We start from the raw sequence: 18,881 nt of genomic DNA, 5'->3' as shown, positions 1-18,881 counted from the left end.
CCCTTCTAGATCCTTTTAACAACCGCATGTAAGGCATAATGAGAGAAACACCAAAATGCTTTTATAAGGTTTAGCTTTTCTACCTTGCGATACACAAACCAATTCATTTTTGCAGCTTTCCACTTGTTTCTCGAAATGGAAGGATTTCCTATCCGGTACTCGGCCAAATTTTCATTTAACCCGTATGCATTTATGCCCTTTTTTAAAATGGCCAGCCAGGTGGCTAAATCCTGTCGTGTTCGTATATTAGGCATTTGTATTTGACCGACAATGCTTCGATCGATCATTACTGTCAAACATCCTATTATAGTATTCTTTAACATATCATTGTACGAAACCTGCTTGGGAGCTTCTATCCGTTTGTTTAATTGTACTCCTTCATTTGATACAATTTCGTAGCCAGTAAACGTAAAAGCATAATCGTTTGTTTGCATAAAATTAAGCTGTTTTTCCAATTTTTCTGGTTTCCAGCAATCATCACTATCAAGAAATGCCACAAATCTGCCCTTTGCATGCTGCAAAGCAATGTTTCTTGCAACAGCAGCCCCACCATTCTGATTTAAATAAATAACATGTATTCTTTCATCTATTTTTTCATAGAATTTTAATTTATTTGGTGTATCGTCAGTAGAACAATCATCTACAATAACCATTTCCCAGTTTTGATAGGTTTGCTTTCTTACAGAAGTGATTGTATGTTCGATAAACAAACTGGCATTGTATGAAGGTGTTATAATTGAGATCAGTGGCTGCGGTGGACTCATAAAAATACCTCCTATTAAAATGACTGTTCCCGGAAAATGACGGGGAAAACGATCCATAAAAAGCTTAATGTTACGCCCAATAAAATCCCTAATACTGCTCTTTCCTTTGAGTTGAAGGCTCTATTTTCAGTATTTATTGCATTAATATCAGCAGGTTTTAATAATGCAGCAGGTTTTATGTCATATTGAGCCGTCTTAAGTTCATATAAGAAACGGTGCTGGTCTACTTTTGCCTCAGGTCCTACTTTTTCATTCGTTATTCCATCAATAGATTCTTGAATGATTTTCTGTTTTTCTTGGAACATATCTTGATCGATGGCCATAAAGGCACTTGTAATCTCGTTAAGAACCTGGGCTGTGCTTTCCTCTGATTCATCTGAATACGAAAGATTAATCATGTTATTCGTTCCTGCCGTCACATGTAAATTCGTACTAATTTCCTCAAACTTTTCTTCCCATAGAGATTTCAGATGTTCTTCATAAAAAGGGGCGGTTGTTAATAAACTGATGACACGTTTAGGATCATTTAACTCTGGATTATTATAGTTTCCTAAGGTTAACGATGCTTCTAATGTATAATTTGATTTCTCATGTCCTACGGGAAGAAGCCATCCGATTACGCCCAGCAAAATCGTAGTTGCTAATAATATTAGGAAGTATTTGTTCATTCTTTCTTTTAAACTTTGAATCATATGTCCCATGTAAACCTTGCTCCTTAGTAGGAATTTTCTTCATGATGTTGATTTTTCTTGTCCTTAAGCACAGAAACCGTAGAAATCACTAAACCTAGAAATACCCAATGAAAAAATAGATTACTAACTGAGCTCGGACTGATACTTGAAACAGCGAATCCAATAAGCCCCATCATACATGCTTCAAGTAACTCCTTTTGGTTCCTGTTGCTTCCAACTTTATAAAATTTGTAGAGTCTTATGAAAAGATAGGCATACATAGTTATATAACCTAGCAAAATAAAAATCCCAAAGTTACCCATTATTTCAGCAAGCCAATTATGCACCTCTACAACATGATTTGTTGCATAGATTGACTCGTTTTTTAAATAGAATGGGATATTGCCAGCCCCAACCCCAAATCCGAAGGTATCTAATGAGAAGTGAAGGGTATTCCTCAGTAAATTTAATCTCGCTACATTAGATGAAAGCATTTCATTACTAGTACTAAAAGTCGAAGCGCTAAACAAGTCGTCTAACTTGGCGAAAAATACGATCGCACCCAATAGAAACACTGCTGAACCAATAATAGCTGCTATTCTCTTTAGATATCTCGGAAGAAGGATAAACATATAAACGATTAAGCCAATCATGACTCCAAGCAAGCTAGCCCGTGAATCCGTCAAATAAATGAGATATACACAAATAATTGCAAAAAGTAAGCTGGTTGTTTTCAAAAATACATGTTTACTATTTTTTGTAAAAGATAGATAAAAAAAGAATGATATTGTAAGAAATGTGGCAAAATCATTTTGATTAAAGAAAACAGATGTTGGATATGACAGCTTATACTCTGGGGCACCATACAATGTCGACGTAGGCAGCTGGATATGTGCTAAATGATTGATTAATCCAATCACCATTAAAATGACTGTCATAAACATCCAAATTCCATAAAACAGGTACAAGTTGATCATTTTCCTGAATGTAAAGACGGCCAAAAAGATAAACGATATTCCCATACCCAAAAGAATTAACGACTTAATTCCCTCTATAACCGATTTTGCCCAAAGCAGTGAAACCGCGCCATAAGCCATCCAAAACAGTAGAAAAAGCAGAACACCTTTTACATTTACTTGATTCCAAATTTGAGGAAGATTCCTTTCTTTCATAACATGAACCAAAAAGAGAGTAACTGCTGCAATCAGTACCAACCGATACAAAAATAAACTAAAAAATCCAACATGAATGTTTAAAACAGATTGATTCAAAAATGTTGTCATGACTAGTAAGTACATAACGCTAGGAAATTGCGGTTTACTAATAACGTTGATTTTTATTAAAAAAGTTAAGACGAGAATCGCCCATAACCCAAGAAAAATCATCATTTCAATCTGCATTTCAACAAGTGAATAGGTGATGGCAAATCCTACTAAGAGAAAAGCTGACACACCTGTTGCTTGTTTAACTAGAGGATTACTTTGCATCAAACTTCCTTCTCCTTTTTCAAACTAACCATTTAAGATAGCAATTGTTTATCCTTTGAGAACTGGAGTGTCTCCTGTAACCCTTCGTATAGGTTGATAGACGGCTCCCAATTTAGTAATGTTTTTGTTTCTTCATTGGAAAGAATACTATGCCGAATATCGCCTGGGCGGTCTTGTTTATAGATTGGTTGCAGATTCGAACCAGCAGTTTTTTTCATCGTTTCAAACAGTTTATTGATGGAAATGCGTGATCCAGATGCCACATGAACACAAATATTTTCCTTTGCATTAAGTGCTTTTACATTTGCAGCTGCCACATCTTTAACAAAAATAAAATCTCTTGTTTGCTCTCCATCCCCATATATAACGGGTGTTCTATTTTCGGTTAGTTGATTTGAAAAAATAGCTACAACTCCCCCTTCACCCTTTGCGTCTTGTCTTGGTCCGTATACATTGCTGTATCGCAAAATACTATATGGCAGTTGATACAGTTTACAAGCCAATTTTAAATACTTTTCAACAGATAACTTTGTAAGTCCATATGGTGATTCCGGCTGTGTTGGGTGAGAAATGGTGACAGGCAATGCAACAGGATTTCCATACACAGCCGCGGATGAAGCAAAAACAACTCTCTTCACCTTTGCTTTAATCGCAGCATTAATAATATGAAGAGATCCCCTAATGTTTACTTTTTCATCAAATAGAATGTCCCTGACAGACTCTGCCACACTTACTTGGGCTGCTTGATGGATAATATAATCTGGACAAAGGGAAACAATTAATTCAATTACACTTGGATCGGTAATGTCGTAATTAATGACTTCAATAGGTAAGTGCTCGATGTTTTCTCGTCGACCAGTTGAAAAATTATCAATAACCGAAACTTTGAAATCCTTTCGAAGCAATTCCTCTACTATATGGGAGCCAATAAACCCTGCGCCTCCTGTGACAATCACTTTACTCATCAAAAACCCTCCTATATTACCTTTGATATGACTGATTCCGATTGAATGGCTGGTCTCCCAATCGAAAGGTACGTAAATCCAAGACCTTTCATCATCTCTAAATCAAAAAGATTCCGGCCATCAACAATCAGAGGCTGCTTCATTAATTGTTTGACTAATGGTAAATCCAATTTTTTTACGTCCATCCAGTCTGTTAAGATCATACATGCATCTGAATCATTGATAGTTTCATATATATCCTCTGAATAGGTGCACTGATAACCGATCTGTTTTTTTGCTTCTACAATCGCGATCGGATCATATGCCTTAACGATTGCCCCCTGCTCTGTTAAGTAAGGAATAATATCCAGTGCCGGAGAAGACCGAATATCATCGGTATCTGGTTTAAATGCTAATCCTAAAACACTAATGGTTTTCCCTTTTAAAGAACCTAATGCACGTAACAATTTTTTCACCAGCTGTACCCTTTGCCCTTCGTTTGTATCAATTACAGCCTTGATTAATTTGAAATCGTACCCACAATCCTCGGCAATGTGCAGAAGGGCAGCCGTATCTTTTGGAAAGCAGGATCCACCAAATCCAACACCGGCTTGTAAAAATTTATTGCCAATCCGGCTATCTAAACCAATGCCTTGGGACACTTTTGTAACGTCAGCACCAACGCGTTCACAAATGTTGGCTATATCATTGATAAATGAAATCTTTGTCGCCAAAAATGCATTGGCAGCATATTTAATGATTTCAGCTGTTTCTAATGAGGCTTTCACTATATTTGCTGTAAAGGGCTGATGAATTTCCGCAATAATTTGATAAGCTTTTTCGCTTGTGGCTCCAATTACTGCGCGCTCCATATTCATCGTATCCTTAATAGCAGTACCTTCTCTTAAAAATTCAGGATTGGAGACAACGTCAAAAGGATGTTTTCCTTTGCCATATTTTCTAATCACAGATTCTATTAATTTTCCAGTGCCAACGGGCACGGTACTTTTTGTGACAATTACTTTGTAACCATTTAAATTTTCACCAATCGATTTAGCGACTTGTTTTATATAGGTTAAGTCAGCTTTACCTGATGATGTCATTGGGGTCCCAACCGCAATTAATATAACCTCAGCATCCTGTATCTCCTGACTAATATTAGCGCTAAATTTTAGTGTTCCTTTCCGAACATTTTTGTGGACCAACTCTTTTAATCCAGGCTCATAAATTGGCATGATCCCCTGTTTGAGATCATTTATTTTCAATTCATCAATATCACAACAAGTAACTTGGTTTCCTGAATCAGCAAAACATGTACCAGAAACGAGACCAACATATCCAGTTCCTATAACAGCTATTTTTTTCATCCTTATCAATCCTTCCAGTTCTTAATTACTTGCAGAAAAGACTATATAGTTGAATAAATGGATTCTATCGTCCGCTTATAGACAGCTTTAAGCAAAACCGCATTGTGATCAACATGATAGTTTTTTTTGATATTTTCATATAGTTCATGCTGAACCTGCGGGGTAAAAAGATTTCTATTTAAAATACCGTTTATTCGATTTACTAAGCTTGATACCGATTTACTTTCGATTAATAGCGAACGATGTTCACCAAATAATTCCGGAACACTTCCCACTTCAGTACAAATCACAGGCATCTTCAGGGCTAATGCTTCAATGACAACGGTTGGCATCCCTTCTGTATAAGATGGGAGAGCAAACACATCACTAGCAAACAAATAATCACTTACTCTTTCATTTTCAACTTGCCCTGTTAAGAACAGTCTTCTATTAAAATCGGAATGCTGCCTTAATTTATCTTTAGCTGGTCCATCTCCAACAAATACAATAGCTACATCATTAGGAAGCCATTGAAGTGAATAAGCCAGTTCAAAAACTCCTTTTTCTTGTGTTAACCTTCCGATAAAAGCTACAATCTTCTTTTCCTTAGGGAGTTGAAGGCGTCTTCTAATTTCCATTTTAGTTTCATCTGCAGGTTGAAATCGTGATAAATCAACACCTATGGGGAGTACCATGCTATCTCTGCCTGCTAGCTCCTTTGCTCTAATCCTTAGGCTCTCACCCACTGCCAATACCAGATTTGCAGCCTGTACAGTATGTTCAAATGCTTTTTTTGCACCTGCACTAAAATTTGGATAAATATTTACATCACTGCCATGTAACGTTAAAATCCACGGCAGCTTTTTTTGTTCGGCAACAATTCTCGCTGCCCCTCCAGACGGCATCGCAAAATGTGCGTGAATTAAATCTGGCTCTATGTCATAATCAGACATTGTTTTTAAGATGGTGGCAGCGATACGTTTATCCGGCTGGGCCCATCTAAGTTGGCCCGGAAGTGCTAAATATGGCGGACGGTAGACCGTCACTCCTTTTCGCACATACTTAACTGGAATCTCGTTATTAACACGGTATTGTTTTTTTACATATTTGATCAAAGTTGGATGACGCGGCACAGGACAAATCACTGTAACCTCTACACCTAACCGGATTAATGCTTGAACTTGAGTTTCATGAAAAACACCAAGACCAGGTTTCTTGTCACTAGGATATACACTTGTAATCCATAAAATCTTCATTATGTTTGCCCTCTTATTTGTTTTTTTATGATTCTTAAGAAAAAAGGGGGATACATCTTATACAGTAGAAAAATATAGACAACCCCACTTATGCCTACTGAAAAAATAAGTGGCCAAATGCTGGTCTGAGAAAAATAATAAATAGAAACCACTTTCAGACAAAAAGCGATTATAGTTATGAGCAAAGATAATAGAAATGGTATCGAAATAGTTTTCAGATATTGCCGAAAACGGAGTTGAATCAACCAGTTTAATAACCATCTTCCTATTAAGAAGTTCACCAGGCTTACTCCTGCATAGGTCCAGGCTACAACTTCCAATTTATTCGACATGACAGCTAGCCATAAAGAAGCACCATACAGAATGAGAACCCCAGCATCCCAATAAAAAGCTATATTTGCTTTCCCTTTTGCTAAAATAACTGATCCATTTGGATTCATTAAAACCCTAAGAATGCCTACGACTGCCATGATTTGCACAACTGGAACGGCGTCCAGCCATTTCTCTCCAAAAATAGTTAAAATAAACACATTAGACACCGCTGTGAGACCCATCAAGATGGGAAAGGAAACTAGACTCAATAGCTTGGTCATATGTAAGAATCCATCTGTTAATAAAACTGGATTTTGGTGACTTTTCGAAAAAACCGGAAAAGCAACTCTGGTAATAATCGGATTAATCTTTAAGACCGGAATCGTTACAATTTGATAGGCAAGATTATATATACCAAGTGCCTCTGCACCCATAAATCGTCCGATTAATATGACATCAAGGTTGGAGCCAATTCGATTGACTAACCGTGAGGCTAATTGGTATGCCCCAAACGACATGTATTCCTTGCATTCCGACAAATCAAATATTAATGAGGGCCGCCATTTCTTTTGATAACACATAAAATAAAGAATGCCTTTTAATGAATTCAGCACGACTTGTGAAATAACAAAGGCATAAATCGGACTAATGGTAAGTATAAGAATCACCAATGTTAAAAAGGAAAATAACGTAGTCCCTACTTCAATCTCCCCCAGTAAATTAAAACGTAAATCTTTTTGCAACAGATACTGGCATTGCTGCCCAACCGGAGAGATTAAAAACATCACGGCCAAAATTCGTATAAGTTCGACTAATTCACTTCGCTGAAAGTACAAAGCAATCAGAGGGCTAAAGAGGAATAAGATCAGAAACAACCCGATTCCTACTATTACATTTAGCCAAAACAGAGTTGACAAGACACGAGCCGTAACCTCTTCTTTTTGAATGACAGCTGAACCAAAACCAAGATCAAGCAATATCTGAGCAAACACTACAATCGTGGTAATCATTCCTACCAGCCCGAATTCGGATAGGCTCATTAATTTTCCAAGTAATGCAAACTGGATGACTTGGATGGCTGTAATTATAAGTGTAGAAATCCCAGTCCACTTTACTCCTTTATGTAGTTGGCTTCTTATGACTGTCATTTGCTTCCCGCCTTTATTAACGAGCTCCCTCTCCGGTGAAAATTACCTTGAACGTCTTCAAAATAATTTTAACTTCAAGCGAAAATGTTAAATTTTGTATGTATTCCAGGTCGAATTTAAGTTTTTCTTTTGGTGAAATATCATATCCTCCACTAACCTGAGCAAGACCTGTGAGTCCTGGTTTAACAAGCAGCCGATTTTCGAATCCCTTTATCTCTTTATTAAATTTCGCTGTAAAGAATGGTCTTTCGGGTCTCGGACCTACAATTGACATGTCTCCTTTTAAAACAGAGGCTAATTGTGGAAGCTCATCAATACGAGTCCTTCGGATAAATGCTCCCACTTTTGTAATACGAGGGTCATTTACCACTGCCCACTTGGCCCCCTCTTTTTCAGCATCATTCCTCATGGATCGTAACTTTACCATCTTGAAACGTTTTCCATTCTTCCCAATCCTCTCCTGAACATAAAATGGTGAACCTGGTGTTTCAAGGACGATGAGGGCAGCAAATATAACAACGATTGGCAGAGCGATAAGAAACCCAGTGGCTGCAAGAAAAATATCATACCCTCTTTTTAAATAGAGGTAATGTTCCACATTCTTTGATAATGTGAGATTAGAGGCTGGGACCGTCAAATAATCTTGGTAGATATTGTAGCTTTTTTCAGTACTCAAATGTACCACCCCATAAAATTTATTAATAAAGTGTTTTGCTAATCCATACGTAAAGTATAGGTACAAAACTTGAAGTTGCTGTTGAGTACTGGTGAAGAGTTTGTAAAATATTTAGAATATTTATTAAGTTTCTAAATACTTTGTAAAGATTTTTACAAGATATAGGCAGATATACCGATAAAATGAAAAAAACTGACACAATAAGGATTTGGACTTTTCCTTTTTGTGTCAGTTTCTTAGATTCTTATAGGGTTACAAAAAAAACTCCCTCTTATCTAGACAAGAGGGAGTTAGTTTAAGCTATCGATTCTTGCTTGGCAATTTTTAAAATTTCTAATGATTTAATATGGTAACCATCGATTTCAAGCACTTTAAATTCATAATCATCATATCTAACTTTATCGCCTTCGACGACATCCATTTTTTCTGATAAGATCCATCCACCGATTGTATCCATATCTGAATCGTCAAGGTCTAAACCGAATAAATCATTAATTTCATCAATTAGGACTTTACCCTCAACGATGGTTTTATTTTCACTAATTTTATTAATTTCAGGTACTTCATCCGCATCAAACTCATCACGGATTTCGCCAACAATTTCTTCTAAAATATCTTCGACAGTGACTAAACCTGCTGTACCGCCATATTCATCCATTAAAATGGCCATATGAACACGGTCTTTTTGCATTTTCAGGAGCAAATCATGGATTGGGATCGATTCAATAACCTGGATAACTGGGCGAATATACTCTTGAATCGATGTTTCAACATTCTTGCCTCTAATATATTCGGTAAAAACCTCTTTCATATTTACCATACCAACGATGTTATCCTTCTCACCATCGATGACCGGATACCTTGTATAATTTTCTTCTATCACGATTTGAAGACATTCATTTAAAGATTGTGAGATATCAAAAGCAATAATTTCAGTGCGCGGTACCATAATTTCATTGGCGTTTCGATCATCAAATTCGAAAATATTGTTCACATATTTATATTCAGATTGATTAATCTCCCCGCTCTTATAGCTTTCGGAAATGATTAATTGAAGTTCTTCCTCTGAGTGTGCTACTTCATGTTCTGATGCAGGTTTCAGTCCAAAAATTCCGACGATGAAACGAGCAGAACCATTTAGTGCTTTAATAAATGGATACATTATTTTATAAAAGAGAATCATCGGTCTTGCAAAAATCAAAGTGACCTCTTCCGCTTTTTGTATGGCAAAGGTCTTTGGTGCAAGCTCCCCAACAACTACGTGAATAAAAGTTACTGATGCAAACGCTAGGATAAATGAAGTAATACCTGATATAGATTCTGGCATGTTAAAGTAACTTAACAGCGGATGAAGGATAAGTTCCACCGTTGGTTCTCCTAACCACCCAAGTCCTAAAGCTGTAACGGTAATTCCTAATTGACATGCAGATAAATATTCATCAAGATTAGTAACAATCGTTTTTGCCGCGATCGCGTTCTTGTTCCCTTCGCTAACGAGCTGATCAATACGTGTACCGCGGATTTTAACAATAGCAAATTCATAAGCTACAAAAAATGCTGTAAAAGCAATTAAAATTGCTATTATTAGTAGATTACTAATTATCAATGGTCTCCTTACTTAAAAGATAAGTAAGGAATACACCTCCTGTTTTTTTACGAGTTTATTTATTTTCTATCAAAATAATAAATTAATACTTAGCTAAACAATAATAATAATGTTTGAGCCAATGTAACGCCTTCTGATGATAATTTATTAACAAGTGATTCTTTTTGCTGGTTGTTTAATTTTTGAAGAATAGGTTCCATAACATTTATTTCTTCTTTCAGATGCTGCATAATACTAGCAATCTGTTCCACATGTTTTTCTACTTTTTGTTTATCAATTGTATTGTCTGACTTAATCAATTCAATGGAAGACTTTATTTCCTCAAGGGGCATATTCAAATTTTTATAATGTTCAACCATATTTAAAATTTGAAGACACTCCTCACCGTACAATCGATAATTAGAATCCGTCCGAATAGGGTTAAGTAAGCCTATTTGGGTGTAATAATCAATTGTCCGTTTGGAAATATTCTTTAATTTTGCTATTTCACCAATTCGATACAACTCCCCAAATTACTCACCCCTTCCCAGTTAAATGTTAAATTAAATATACCATAGATCAAACCGTACAGTCAACGTTCTGGTTTGATCTATGGTTATCAGCGTGTTAATATGACTGGTCCGTTTTTAGTTACGATAAGTGTATGTTCGTACTGAGCGACAAAGCTTTTTTCTGTAACAAAGGTCCAGCCGTCCTCTAGTTGAAACACTTCTTCATCATGGGTTGAAATAAATGGTTCAAATGCAATAACCATTCCTTCTCTAAGCAATCCATTATCAGAAGTTTCATTATAATTATAAATATATTCAGGTTTTTCATGGATTGTTCGTCCAATACCGTGTCCTGTAAGATTTTTAATCACGGTTAATCCATGATTTCTAGCTGTTTGGAAAACGACTTTCCCCATCCCGTTTATTTTGGAACCTGGTTTTGCTTTTTTAAGACCAGCTTCAAATGCCTCTTTTGCAACAGCGCAAATTTTCGATAAGATTTCCTCACCTTTTCCGACGACAATCGAGACGCCTGTGTCAGCAAAATAACCGTTCTTGGAACCAGAAACATCTATATTAACAAGATCTCCTTCTTGAATCACTCGATCACTCGGAATTCCATGAGCCACTTCTTCGTTGACACTAATACACGTAAACCCGGGAAAATCGTACTCCCCCTTTGGAGCAGAAATGGCGCCCTCTTTCTCAAATAACTGACCAGCTATATCGTCGAGCTCTTTAGTAGTTACCCCAGGTACCGCTCGTTGCACTAATTCATCGCGAATCCCGGCAACGATTCTGCCAATTTCTTTCAATCCATTAAAATCCTCTTCCGTCTTTGCAATCATGCTTTTTCCCACCTATTTTATTTTATCTTAATAAACGTTCACCTATTAGATTGTACATTTATCCTCAGATAAAATCCAAGCATAATAATTTCATGAAGATTAAAACAACAAAAAAGAGAGTTACCCAATGTAACACTGTTTTTTATCCATCATAATAATTTTACTTTTTTAATAAAATTTATTTCATTTTGAAATTTTTCAAAAATTTCTTTGTAGGTGGAATTAATTAAAAGTGGAAAGAGGTTTTCTAGTGCTTCTTGGTAATCTTGACCTAACGCTTCCCGGAGAAAAACATATTCATGAAAGAGCAGTGCCTTTTCAAAATCAATACCTAATTCATATAAGCCTTTATACAAGTCCTTCTTAGGTATACGTAAGATCTTCTTAAATATTTTAATATTTTTTTGAATGAATTTCTCTTCTATATACCGTGTTACATAGTCTGTATACACCATCTGACCAATAGTATTTGTTTCATTTTTTGAGAAGTTGAATCCAATCACACGATCTTCCTTATTTTCACGAATAATAAAAGTTTTACTACCTCGTAAATGTGTAATAAAATTTTTGACGCTTTTATCAAAAATTTTATCAAATTGAATAATTTTTTGCAGTTTAACGGCAAAATCAGTATGTTCTTCACCCACAACAAATAACCGGTCAACAATCGGTAAAAGCTTTAAGACTCCTTCGGAAAGTTGACTTGATGCATCATAAATAATGATATCGTACTCGTTTTTCATCAACTTCACTTTTCGTTTTTGTTCGATTAAAGTTAATTTCGAAAATTCGTGTATGAGCTCATTTGAGGTCTCTTCTTTTTCTAAAGTCCCGTAAGAAATGAATGCTGCAGCTATATTTGTATTTAATTTAATCCAATTATAAATGGATAAAGACAATTCAGTTACACCTGATTTTGCTTTTGGAGAGTAAAAGCCAACTAAATACATGTCCCTCACATGCCTTTTATTTAAATCATATGCAAGAAGAAAACAAGTGTTAAAGACAAGCGACTACTTTACAATTTATAACGTAGCAAAAATATTCTTGTGATAAAATATATATATTCTAAAAATACGCTTGATTATATTCCCAAAAGGCAGAGGTATCCCAATGAAGAACATGAATGACAAAGAAATCCAAACATGGCTCGATAGCAAAAAACTCCCATTATTAGAAAAACTCAAATCATTAGATGAAGTATTTTGGGTGAATCCTAACTTTGAAAATTCTCAGCAAGGGATTGAAAATTCTCCGCTGACTGTAGAGGAGATTAAAGATGCGGAAGAAAGATTGAATCGTTTTGCTCCCTATCTCGCTAAGGTTTTCCCGGAAACAAAAGCAGCCAATGGGATCATTGAATCTCCATTAGTGAGCATACCATCTATGCACAAAAAATTAGCCCAGGATTTCGGACAGCCTATCTTAGGTGATTTATTACTAAAGTGTGATAGTCACCTGCCAATCTCAGGGTCAATTAAAGCACGAGGCGGTATTTATGAAATACTCAAACATGCAGAAGAATTGGCTCTTTCACATCAATTGCTTACCCTCCAAGATGATTATTCGATTCTAGCAAGTGAAAAATTCCGATCCTTCTTTTCCCTTTATTCTATTGCCGTCGGTTCTACTGGAAATTTAGGGCTAAGTATTGGTATCATAAGTGCTAAATTAGGGTTTAAGGTAACAGTTCATATGTCCGCTGACGCAAAACAATGGAAAAAGGACTTGCTTCGCAGCAAAAATGTGCAGGTAATTGAATATGAAGCCGATTACAGCAAAGCTGTCGAGCAAGGACGAATCCAAGCAAAAGCAGATCCTAGTTGTTATTTCGTGGATGATGAAAATTCCAGTGATTTATTCCTAGGATACGCCGTGGCCGCCTCCCGGTTGAAAAAGCAGTTGGAACAGTTAGAAATCACAGTTGATGAAAACCATCCTTTATTCGTTTACCTCCCATGTGGGGTTGGCGGTGGTCCAGGAGGCGTAGCTTTTGGTTTGAAGCAATTGTTCAAAGATAACGTCCACTGTTTCTTTGCTGAACCCACCCATTCTCCTTGTATGTTACTCGGATTAATGACGGGATTACATGATCAAATTTCTGTTCAGGATATCGGAATTGACAATGTCACCGATGCAGATGGACTTGCTGTCGGTAGACCCTCGGGATTTGTCGGCAAAATTATTGAACCCTTCTTAAGTGGAAGTTATACAATATGCGACGAACAATTATACAAATTGCTCAAGGATCTTGTCGATACTGAAGAAATTCATTTAGAGCCTTCTGCACTCGCAGGAATGATTGGACCGGTTTCCTTATGTAGAGAGGGAATTGATTACTTACGGAACCATCATTTATTGGATAAAATGAGCAATGCTGCACATATCGTTTGGGCAACTGGCGGAAGCATGGTTCCTGTAGAAATGATGGCAGAATATTATCAAAAAGGATCAAAATAATTGAGAAAAACATTATTTATTTCAATGATGATTTCTTTTCTTATATTTATTCTTTTTTCACCTGTTTTTATTCGACTAGTTTCATATTTACACCCAATCGTTTTAATAGTGGTCCTGTTCTGTATTGTTTGGTTGGTCTTATGGTTGGTTTTATTTATCCGGAAAGAAACGATCAATCTTCCCTACCCACTCTTTTTGGGAGGGTTAACTCTCTACACGGTTGCACTTGTGATTTTGTTATTTTTCCGCCCAAACGAGCAAAGCCATCACTCAATGAATCTTGTCCCCTTTTCCACCATTGCATTTTATTTGTCAGGAAAAGTGAACTGGTTAATTTCCTTTTATAATCTAGCTGCTAATATTGGTTTGTTTCTTCCCTATGGCCTTTTCCTTAGGTATAAACAGTTTTCTCAATGGAAGGCATTATTTATTGCTTCATTGATGATTGCATGCATTGAGGTTTTGCAATTTATTTCCCATCGCGGGAGCTTGGACATAGACGATTTGATTTTAAATTTACTTGGAATTTATTTAGGCTGCGTTCTCTTTCCTTTGGTTCAACAAGTGGTGAATATCCCGAATACTAAAGGACCCATCGATAGATGAGTCCTTTTTTATCATTTATTATCAAGCGGCAAATACGAGTAATAGCCATAAATACAAGCTAATTAGCGTGAAAATTAGGGTTATAGGTATGACAACAATGGTCACTTTTATATATTCCATCCAAGTTATTTTAATCTTATTAGTCTTTAAAATATGCATCCAAAGTAGTGTTGCAAGAGTTCCGATTGGGAGGATCAGAGACCCAATATCACTGCCAATGATGTTTGATAAGTAAACGGTTTTCGTTAATAGGGGTTCTAGTCCCATATCCGTCAAGGCTAAGGTTGAAATCATTAAGGCTGGATGGTTGTTAAAGATATTTGAAAGAAATGCTGTTATGACACCCATGGTTAAACTAGCATGAATCAGACTATCATTAACGATTGGTTTTAGATAGCTTATAAGAAGATTCGATAATCCAATATTGTGTAAACCATAGATGATGACATACATACAAAAGGCGAATATTAAAATATGCCACGGAATTTTACCGATCACATCTTTTGGATTTACCTTTAGGTGAATCCATCTCCATAAAAGCAAGATAACCGAACCAGACACAGCTACCAACGAGACTGAGATGCCAATAAAGGATGCGACGAAAAGGCTAATCCGTACAAGGAATACAAAGATGAGCATATTGATCATGAGTTGCTTTTGTTGATTGAATAAAGTTTCCGAGTCTTGTTGTAATGGATGATATGGACGGTTTTTATGCAGTGGAATGGAGTAGGAATGGAAGCGGATTTCTTTCGGAATATCTTTCTTAAAAACTAGGAATAATAGATAGGATAAAAATAGTAATCCCAGAACCCCAGGAACAAACATCATTTCCGTTTGGAGATACAAATCCATTCCTATTATTTTCAAGGCTATTAGATTAACGATGTTACTAACACCTATTGGAGCACTTGAAGCAGTCGCAATTAACGCACCACTTAAGAGAAACGGTATCTTTTGCCTGTTTTTTAACTTTAGATTATTTAAAATTAAGATCAGGATTGGTGTAGTAATTAAGATACTTCCATCGTTATTAAAAAATAGTGTCATTAAAAAGCAGAGTATTAAAGTATTCCAATATAATCGAATACCCGAACCCTTCGATATTTTCAACATTAACGCAGCTGTCCAGCTAAAGAAACCGAAACTTTCAAGTACGATGGCCATAACAATTGTGGCGATGATGGTAATTGCAGCCCCCGTGACTTTTGAACTTATATCTAATAAATCCCCAGTCGAAACGCTTCCACTTACAAAAACAATAATGGCGCCTATTGCCGCTGGGATTGCTTCATTCATATTTTTGGGACGGATAAAGATCAGGACCATTGTTAGAATAAAAGCAAAGATGGTAATGATTACCGTCGATTGATGATACATATAAATAAATTACTCCCTTCACAAAAATTTCGTTCATTATTTTCCGTTTATTTCCTTCTTATCCTTTGCTTTATAGTACGTCCCAATGTGAAGGCTTGTTCTAAACGAATGTCTCGTCTTTTCATAAATCAGCAGGTAACTAGAAGTATTTTCAAAAATTCTACTAGATTTTTACCTATATTTTTATATATAGACGAATGACACACATGCATTTTAATAGGTTTATGTAACAAGAAATGAACAAAAAAACCGATACTTTTGAAAGTATCGGTTGCTACTGTTAGTGTTTTTTGCCTTTTTTACCTTTTGGGCCCTTTTTACCGTGGCTGCCGCTACTACCGCTGCTTCCCTTGCTGCCACTGCTTCCGCTACCAGAGCTTCCGCTGCCTGAGCTTCCACTGCTACCGTGACTCCCACTGCTTCCGCTACCTGTACTACCGTGACTGCCTGAGCTACCTGAGCTGCCTGAGCTACCTGAGCTGCCTGAGCTGCCTGAGCTGCCTGAGCTGCTTGAGCTGCCTGAGCTGCCTAAGCTGCCTGAGCTGCCTGAGCTTCCACTGCCTTTGCTGCCACTGCTGCCGTGACTGCCACTGCTTCCGCTACCTGAGCTACCGTGACTGCCTGAGCTACCTGAGCTACCTGAGCTACCACTTCCGCTGCTACCCTTCTTACCTTTTGGACCTTTTTTACCTTTAGGACCTTTTGGTTTTTTGCCACTACCGTGACTACCGCTGCTTCCACTACCAGAGCTTCCACTGCCTGAGCTGCCTGAGCTGCCTGAGCTGCCTGAGCTGCCTGAACTACCTGAGCTGCCTGAGCTACCTGAACTACCTGAGCTGCCTGAGCTACCTGAACTACCTGAGCTACCTGAGCTGCCTGTGCTTCCGCTACCTGTGCTTCCGCATCCGCTACTACCACTGCCTGAGCTACCACTGCCTGAACTTCCGCTTCCACTTTTGCCAGAGCTTCCACTGCCTTTGCTGCCAGAGCTACCTGAGCTGCCTGAGCTGCCTGAGCTACCTGAGCTACCTGAGCTACCTGAGCTGCCAGAGCTACCGCTGCTTCCGCTTCCACTGCTACCTTTAGGACCTTTATGTCCTTTAGGGCCTTTATGTCCTTTAGGGCCTTTTGGTTTTTTACCGCTACCAGAGCTACCGCTGCTACCGCTGCCAGAGCTACCGCTGCCACTTTTGCCAGAGCTACCGCTGCCGCTTTTGCCAGAGCTACCGCTGCCACTTTTGCCAGAGCTACTGCTGCCACTTTTGCCAGAGCTACCGCTTCCGCTTTTGCCAGAGCTACCGCTTCCGCTTTTGCCAGAGCTTCCACTGCTGCTTTTGCTGCTACCGCTTTTACCACTGCCAGTAGATCCTGAACTGTCTGAACTTGACTTATTGTTACCTCCTTTTTTACCAACAGGATTATTATCTAGAAACCCAACTACACCATTTTCTTTAGCTTGTGAAAGTAATTGTTCAATATCAAGCTTTAGTACCATTATTCCACCACTTTCTTAACAAATTTTTCTTTTCTATTTCAATTTATGATGATTTTATCCATTTGACATAGACAATCATATATTTTTAAACCATATTTTTTAGTGTTTCTATACACAACCACCCAAGAGAATGCATATATCTAAAAAAAATGTTATTTAGGAGAATTCAAGTGTTAAAATATGAAATTTTAATTAATCCGAAGTGGTTGAAAAAATTGGATAAAGACATTTGGAATGATGAATTAGTCCCTGCAGTATTAAAGATAGGAGAAGATCGTTTTAATGTAAAAATTTCCTATCGTGGAAATGTAATAAGGGATAAGAAAAAAAAATCTTATCGAATTGTCTTTCAAAATCCGTACAAGGTCAACGGGGCACATGAAATTCATCTTAATGCGGAATTTTCAGATGTATCATTAAGTAGAAACAAATTATCGCTGGATTTTTTTGATCGAATCGGAGTCATATCTCCCCACTCCCGGCATGTTCTGCTGAATATCAATGGATACAGTAAGGGCATCTATTTAGAGATTGAATCTTTTGATCAATATCTTCTTGAAAAAAGAAAATTGCCGGATGGTCCGATTATTTATGCAACCAATAATCGAGCCAATTTCTCCTTATTAACTAAGAAAAAAGAAATAAAAAAACGATTAGACCAGGGATATACATTAAAATATGGTGATAAAGAAGATATCCTTGATTTAAAAAACTTTATTGCGATGATTAATGCCCTAAACAATCAAGATTTTGAAAAAAAAATCCCACATGTATTGGATGTCGAGAAATATTTCAGATGGGTCGCTGGAGCTGTTTGTGTCCAAAATTATGACGGGTTTATCCATAATTATGCATTATATAAAAATGGTAAAACCGGACTATATGAAATTACTCCTTGGGATTATGATGGGACATGGGGTAGAAACCTCCATGGCAGAAAACTTGTTTATGATTATGTACCATTAACAGGATTTAACACACTTTCAGCAAGACTTTTCCACTTTAAACACTTTAGAAAACAATATAAAGAAATAATTTCAAGTATTTTGGAAAACGACTTCACTCTGGATGTCCAAAAACCAATTATTAATGAATTATTTAATTATTTAAAACCACATATGAGTCTAGATCCCTTTATTAGTTCAAACCCAGCAACATTAGAACAAGAAAAAAAGGTTTATTTTAATTTTATTAAAAAAAGAAGCTCTTACCTTAAAGAAGAATTAGCTTTATTCGTATAGATAAGAGGTATATGAATCTAATCATATACCTTTTTTTTGCCTATTTTTACCGTAAACGGGAAAAAAAGGCTCCTTTATTAGTACAACATCATCCCGTGATACATATAGATGCAGTGTAAATGTTTATTTAATTTAAAGGAGGATAATTCT

General features: G+C 36.8%; 18 protein-coding genes. 3 read left to right on the top strand and 15 right to left on the bottom strand.

The window, feature by feature from the left end; translation table 11 throughout:
* Window positions 1-5 precede the first annotated feature (5 nt).
* The 12 genes from tuaG to QF028_RS10270 form a co-directional block, all read right to left on the bottom strand.
* Window positions 6-764: a teichuronic acid biosynthesis protein TuaG gene (gene tuaG, locus QF028_RS10325; RefSeq protein WP_429465147.1), complete on the bottom strand. Its 759-nt coding sequence runs from the start codon at window positions 762-764 to the stop codon at window positions 6-8.
* A 14-nt stretch (window positions 765-778) separates the two neighbouring features.
* Window positions 779-1,465 carry a hypothetical protein gene (locus QF028_RS10320; RefSeq protein WP_429465145.1) on the bottom strand — a complete coding sequence of 229 codons (687 nt, stop codon included), beginning with the start codon at window positions 1,463-1,465 and terminating at the stop codon, window positions 779-781.
* A gap of 14 nt (window positions 1,466-1,479) precedes the next feature.
* The gene (gene tuaE / locus QF028_RS10315; RefSeq protein WP_429472267.1) at window positions 1,480-2,922 is read right to left on the bottom strand and encodes a teichuronic acid biosynthesis protein TuaE; all 1,443 of its coding nucleotides are present in this window, start codon (window positions 2,920-2,922) and stop codon (window positions 1,480-1,482) included.
* 32 nt (window positions 2,923-2,954) lie between these two features.
* Entirely contained in the window at window positions 2,955-3,887 is a 933-nt protein-coding gene (locus QF028_RS10310; protein WP_429465143.1) for an NAD-dependent epimerase/dehydratase family protein, read from the bottom strand.
* A gap of 11 nt (window positions 3,888-3,898) precedes the next feature.
* On the bottom strand, window positions 3,899-5,233 hold the full coding sequence (gene tuaD, locus QF028_RS10305; protein ID WP_429465141.1) for a UDP-glucose 6-dehydrogenase TuaD: 1,335 nt from the start codon (window positions 5,231-5,233) through the stop codon (window positions 3,899-3,901).
* 41 nt (window positions 5,234-5,274) lie between these two features.
* On the bottom strand, window positions 5,275-6,468 hold the full coding sequence (tuaC, locus tag QF028_RS10300; protein ID WP_429465139.1) for a teichuronic acid biosynthesis protein TuaC: 1,194 nt from the start codon (window positions 6,466-6,468) through the stop codon (window positions 5,275-5,277).
* The gene (tuaB, locus tag QF028_RS10295) at window positions 6,468-7,928 is read right to left on the bottom strand and encodes a teichuronic acid biosynthesis protein TuaB (RefSeq protein ID WP_429465137.1); all 1,461 of its coding nucleotides are present in this window, start codon (window positions 7,926-7,928) and stop codon (window positions 6,468-6,470) included. The genes tuaC and tuaB overlap by 1 nt, the downstream gene beginning before the upstream one ends.
* 16 nt (window positions 7,929-7,944) lie before the next feature.
* On the bottom strand, window positions 7,945-8,604 hold the full coding sequence (locus tag QF028_RS10290) for a sugar transferase (RefSeq protein WP_215001285.1): 660 nt from the start codon (window positions 8,602-8,604) through the stop codon (window positions 7,945-7,947).
* 295 nt (window positions 8,605-8,899) lie between these two features.
* On the bottom strand, window positions 8,900-10,210 hold the full coding sequence (locus tag QF028_RS10285; RefSeq protein WP_429465135.1) for a hemolysin family protein: 1,311 nt from the start codon (window positions 10,208-10,210) through the stop codon (window positions 8,900-8,902).
* A gap of 89 nt (window positions 10,211-10,299) precedes the next feature.
* The gene (locus tag QF028_RS10280) at window positions 10,300-10,713 is read right to left on the bottom strand and encodes a MerR family transcriptional regulator (RefSeq protein WP_429465133.1); all 414 of its coding nucleotides are present in this window, start codon (window positions 10,711-10,713) and stop codon (window positions 10,300-10,302) included.
* A 95-nt stretch (window positions 10,714-10,808) separates the two neighbouring features.
* A complete protein-coding gene (gene map / locus QF028_RS10275; RefSeq protein WP_215013509.1) occupies window positions 10,809-11,549 on the bottom strand; it encodes a type I methionyl aminopeptidase in 741 nt (246 codons plus the stop codon).
* Window positions 11,550-11,698: 149 nt separating this feature from the next.
* Entirely contained in the window at window positions 11,699-12,499 is an 801-nt protein-coding gene (locus QF028_RS10270) for a hypothetical protein (RefSeq protein ID WP_429465130.1), read from the bottom strand.
* 172 nt (window positions 12,500-12,671) lie between these two features.
* Between QF028_RS10270 and QF028_RS10265 the strand changes: the two genes are divergently transcribed.
* Together QF028_RS10265 and QF028_RS10260 are read left to right on the top strand one after the other, a co-directional pair.
* Window positions 12,672-14,009, top strand: a complete 1,338-nt coding sequence (locus QF028_RS10265) for a D-serine ammonia-lyase (protein ID WP_429472265.1) — start codon at window positions 12,672-12,674, stop codon at window positions 14,007-14,009.
* Window positions 14,010-14,615: a VanZ family protein gene (locus QF028_RS10260; protein ID WP_429465128.1), complete on the top strand. Its 606-nt coding sequence runs from the start codon at window positions 14,010-14,012 to the stop codon at window positions 14,613-14,615.
* Window positions 14,616-14,636: 21 nt separating this feature from the next.
* Here QF028_RS10260 and QF028_RS10255 read toward each other — a convergent pair whose 3' ends face one another.
* The 3 genes from QF028_RS10255 to QF028_RS10245 all read right to left on the bottom strand — a co-directional run bounded on the left by QF028_RS10255 (window position 14,637) and on the right by QF028_RS10245 (window position 17,351).
* Window positions 14,637-15,995: an arsenic transporter gene (locus QF028_RS10255; RefSeq protein ID WP_429465126.1), complete on the bottom strand. Its 1,359-nt coding sequence runs from the start codon at window positions 15,993-15,995 to the stop codon at window positions 14,637-14,639.
* A 222-nt stretch (window positions 15,996-16,217) separates the two neighbouring features.
* Entirely contained in the window at window positions 16,218-16,412 is a 195-nt protein-coding gene (locus tag QF028_RS10250; RefSeq protein ID WP_429465124.1) for a hypothetical protein, read from the bottom strand.
* 111 nt (window positions 16,413-16,523) lie between these two features.
* A complete protein-coding gene (locus tag QF028_RS10245; protein ID WP_429465122.1) occupies window positions 16,524-17,351 on the bottom strand; it encodes a hypothetical protein in 828 nt (275 codons plus the stop codon).
* A gap of 309 nt (window positions 17,352-17,660) precedes the next feature.
* Between QF028_RS10245 and QF028_RS10240 the strand changes: the two genes are divergently transcribed.
* Window positions 17,661-18,731 (top strand): CotH kinase family protein, encoded by a 1,071-nt coding sequence (locus QF028_RS10240; RefSeq protein ID WP_429465120.1) that lies wholly within the window; start codon window positions 17,661-17,663, stop codon window positions 18,729-18,731.
* Window positions 18,732-18,881: the final 150 nt, after the last annotated feature.

The organism is Neobacillus sp. B4I6 (assembly GCF_050434045.1).
GTDB lineage: Bacteria > Bacillota > Bacilli > Bacillales > Cytobacillaceae > Neobacillus.
Note: the sequence above shows the minus strand (reverse complement) of the source record. Positions and strands in the feature narration are given on the sequence as shown.

Excerpts from the sequence above, each read along its gene's own strand:
- QF028_RS10255 (WP_429465126.1), bottom strand. The coding sequence starts at position 15,995 with ATGTATCATCAATCGACGGTAATCATTACCATCTTTGCTTTTATTCTA.
- tuaD (WP_429465141.1), bottom strand. The coding sequence starts at position 5,233 with ATGAAAAAAATAGCTGTTATAGGAACTGGATATGTTGGTCTCGTTTCT.
- QF028_RS10270 (WP_429465130.1), bottom strand. The coding sequence starts at position 12,499 with ATGTATTTAGTTGGCTTTTACTCTCCAAAAGCAAAATCAGGTGTAACT.
- tuaC (WP_429465139.1), bottom strand. The coding sequence starts at position 6,468 with ATGAAGATTTTATGGATTACAAGTGTATATCCTAGTGACAAGAAACCT.
- tuaE (WP_429472267.1), bottom strand. The coding sequence starts at position 2,922 with ATGCAAAGTAATCCTCTAGTTAAACAAGCAACAGGTGTGTCAGCTTTT.
- tuaB (WP_429465137.1), bottom strand. The coding sequence starts at position 7,928 with ATGACAGTCATAAGAAGCCAACTACATAAAGGAGTAAAGTGGACTGGG.
- QF028_RS10310 (WP_429465143.1), bottom strand. The coding sequence starts at position 3,887 with ATGAGTAAAGTGATTGTCACAGGAGGCGCAGGGTTTATTGGCTCCCAT.
- tuaG (WP_429465147.1), bottom strand. The coding sequence starts at position 764 with ATGAGTCCACCGCAGCCACTGATCTCAATTATAACACCTTCATACAAT.
- QF028_RS10265 (WP_429472265.1), top strand. The coding sequence starts at position 12,672 with ATGAATGACAAAGAAATCCAAACATGGCTCGATAGCAAAAAACTCCCA.
- map (WP_215013509.1), bottom strand. The coding sequence starts at position 11,549 with ATGATTGCAAAGACGGAAGAGGATTTTAATGGATTGAAAGAAATTGGC.
- QF028_RS10320 (WP_429465145.1), bottom strand. The coding sequence starts at position 1,465 with ATGGGACATATGATTCAAAGTTTAAAAGAAAGAATGAACAAATACTTC.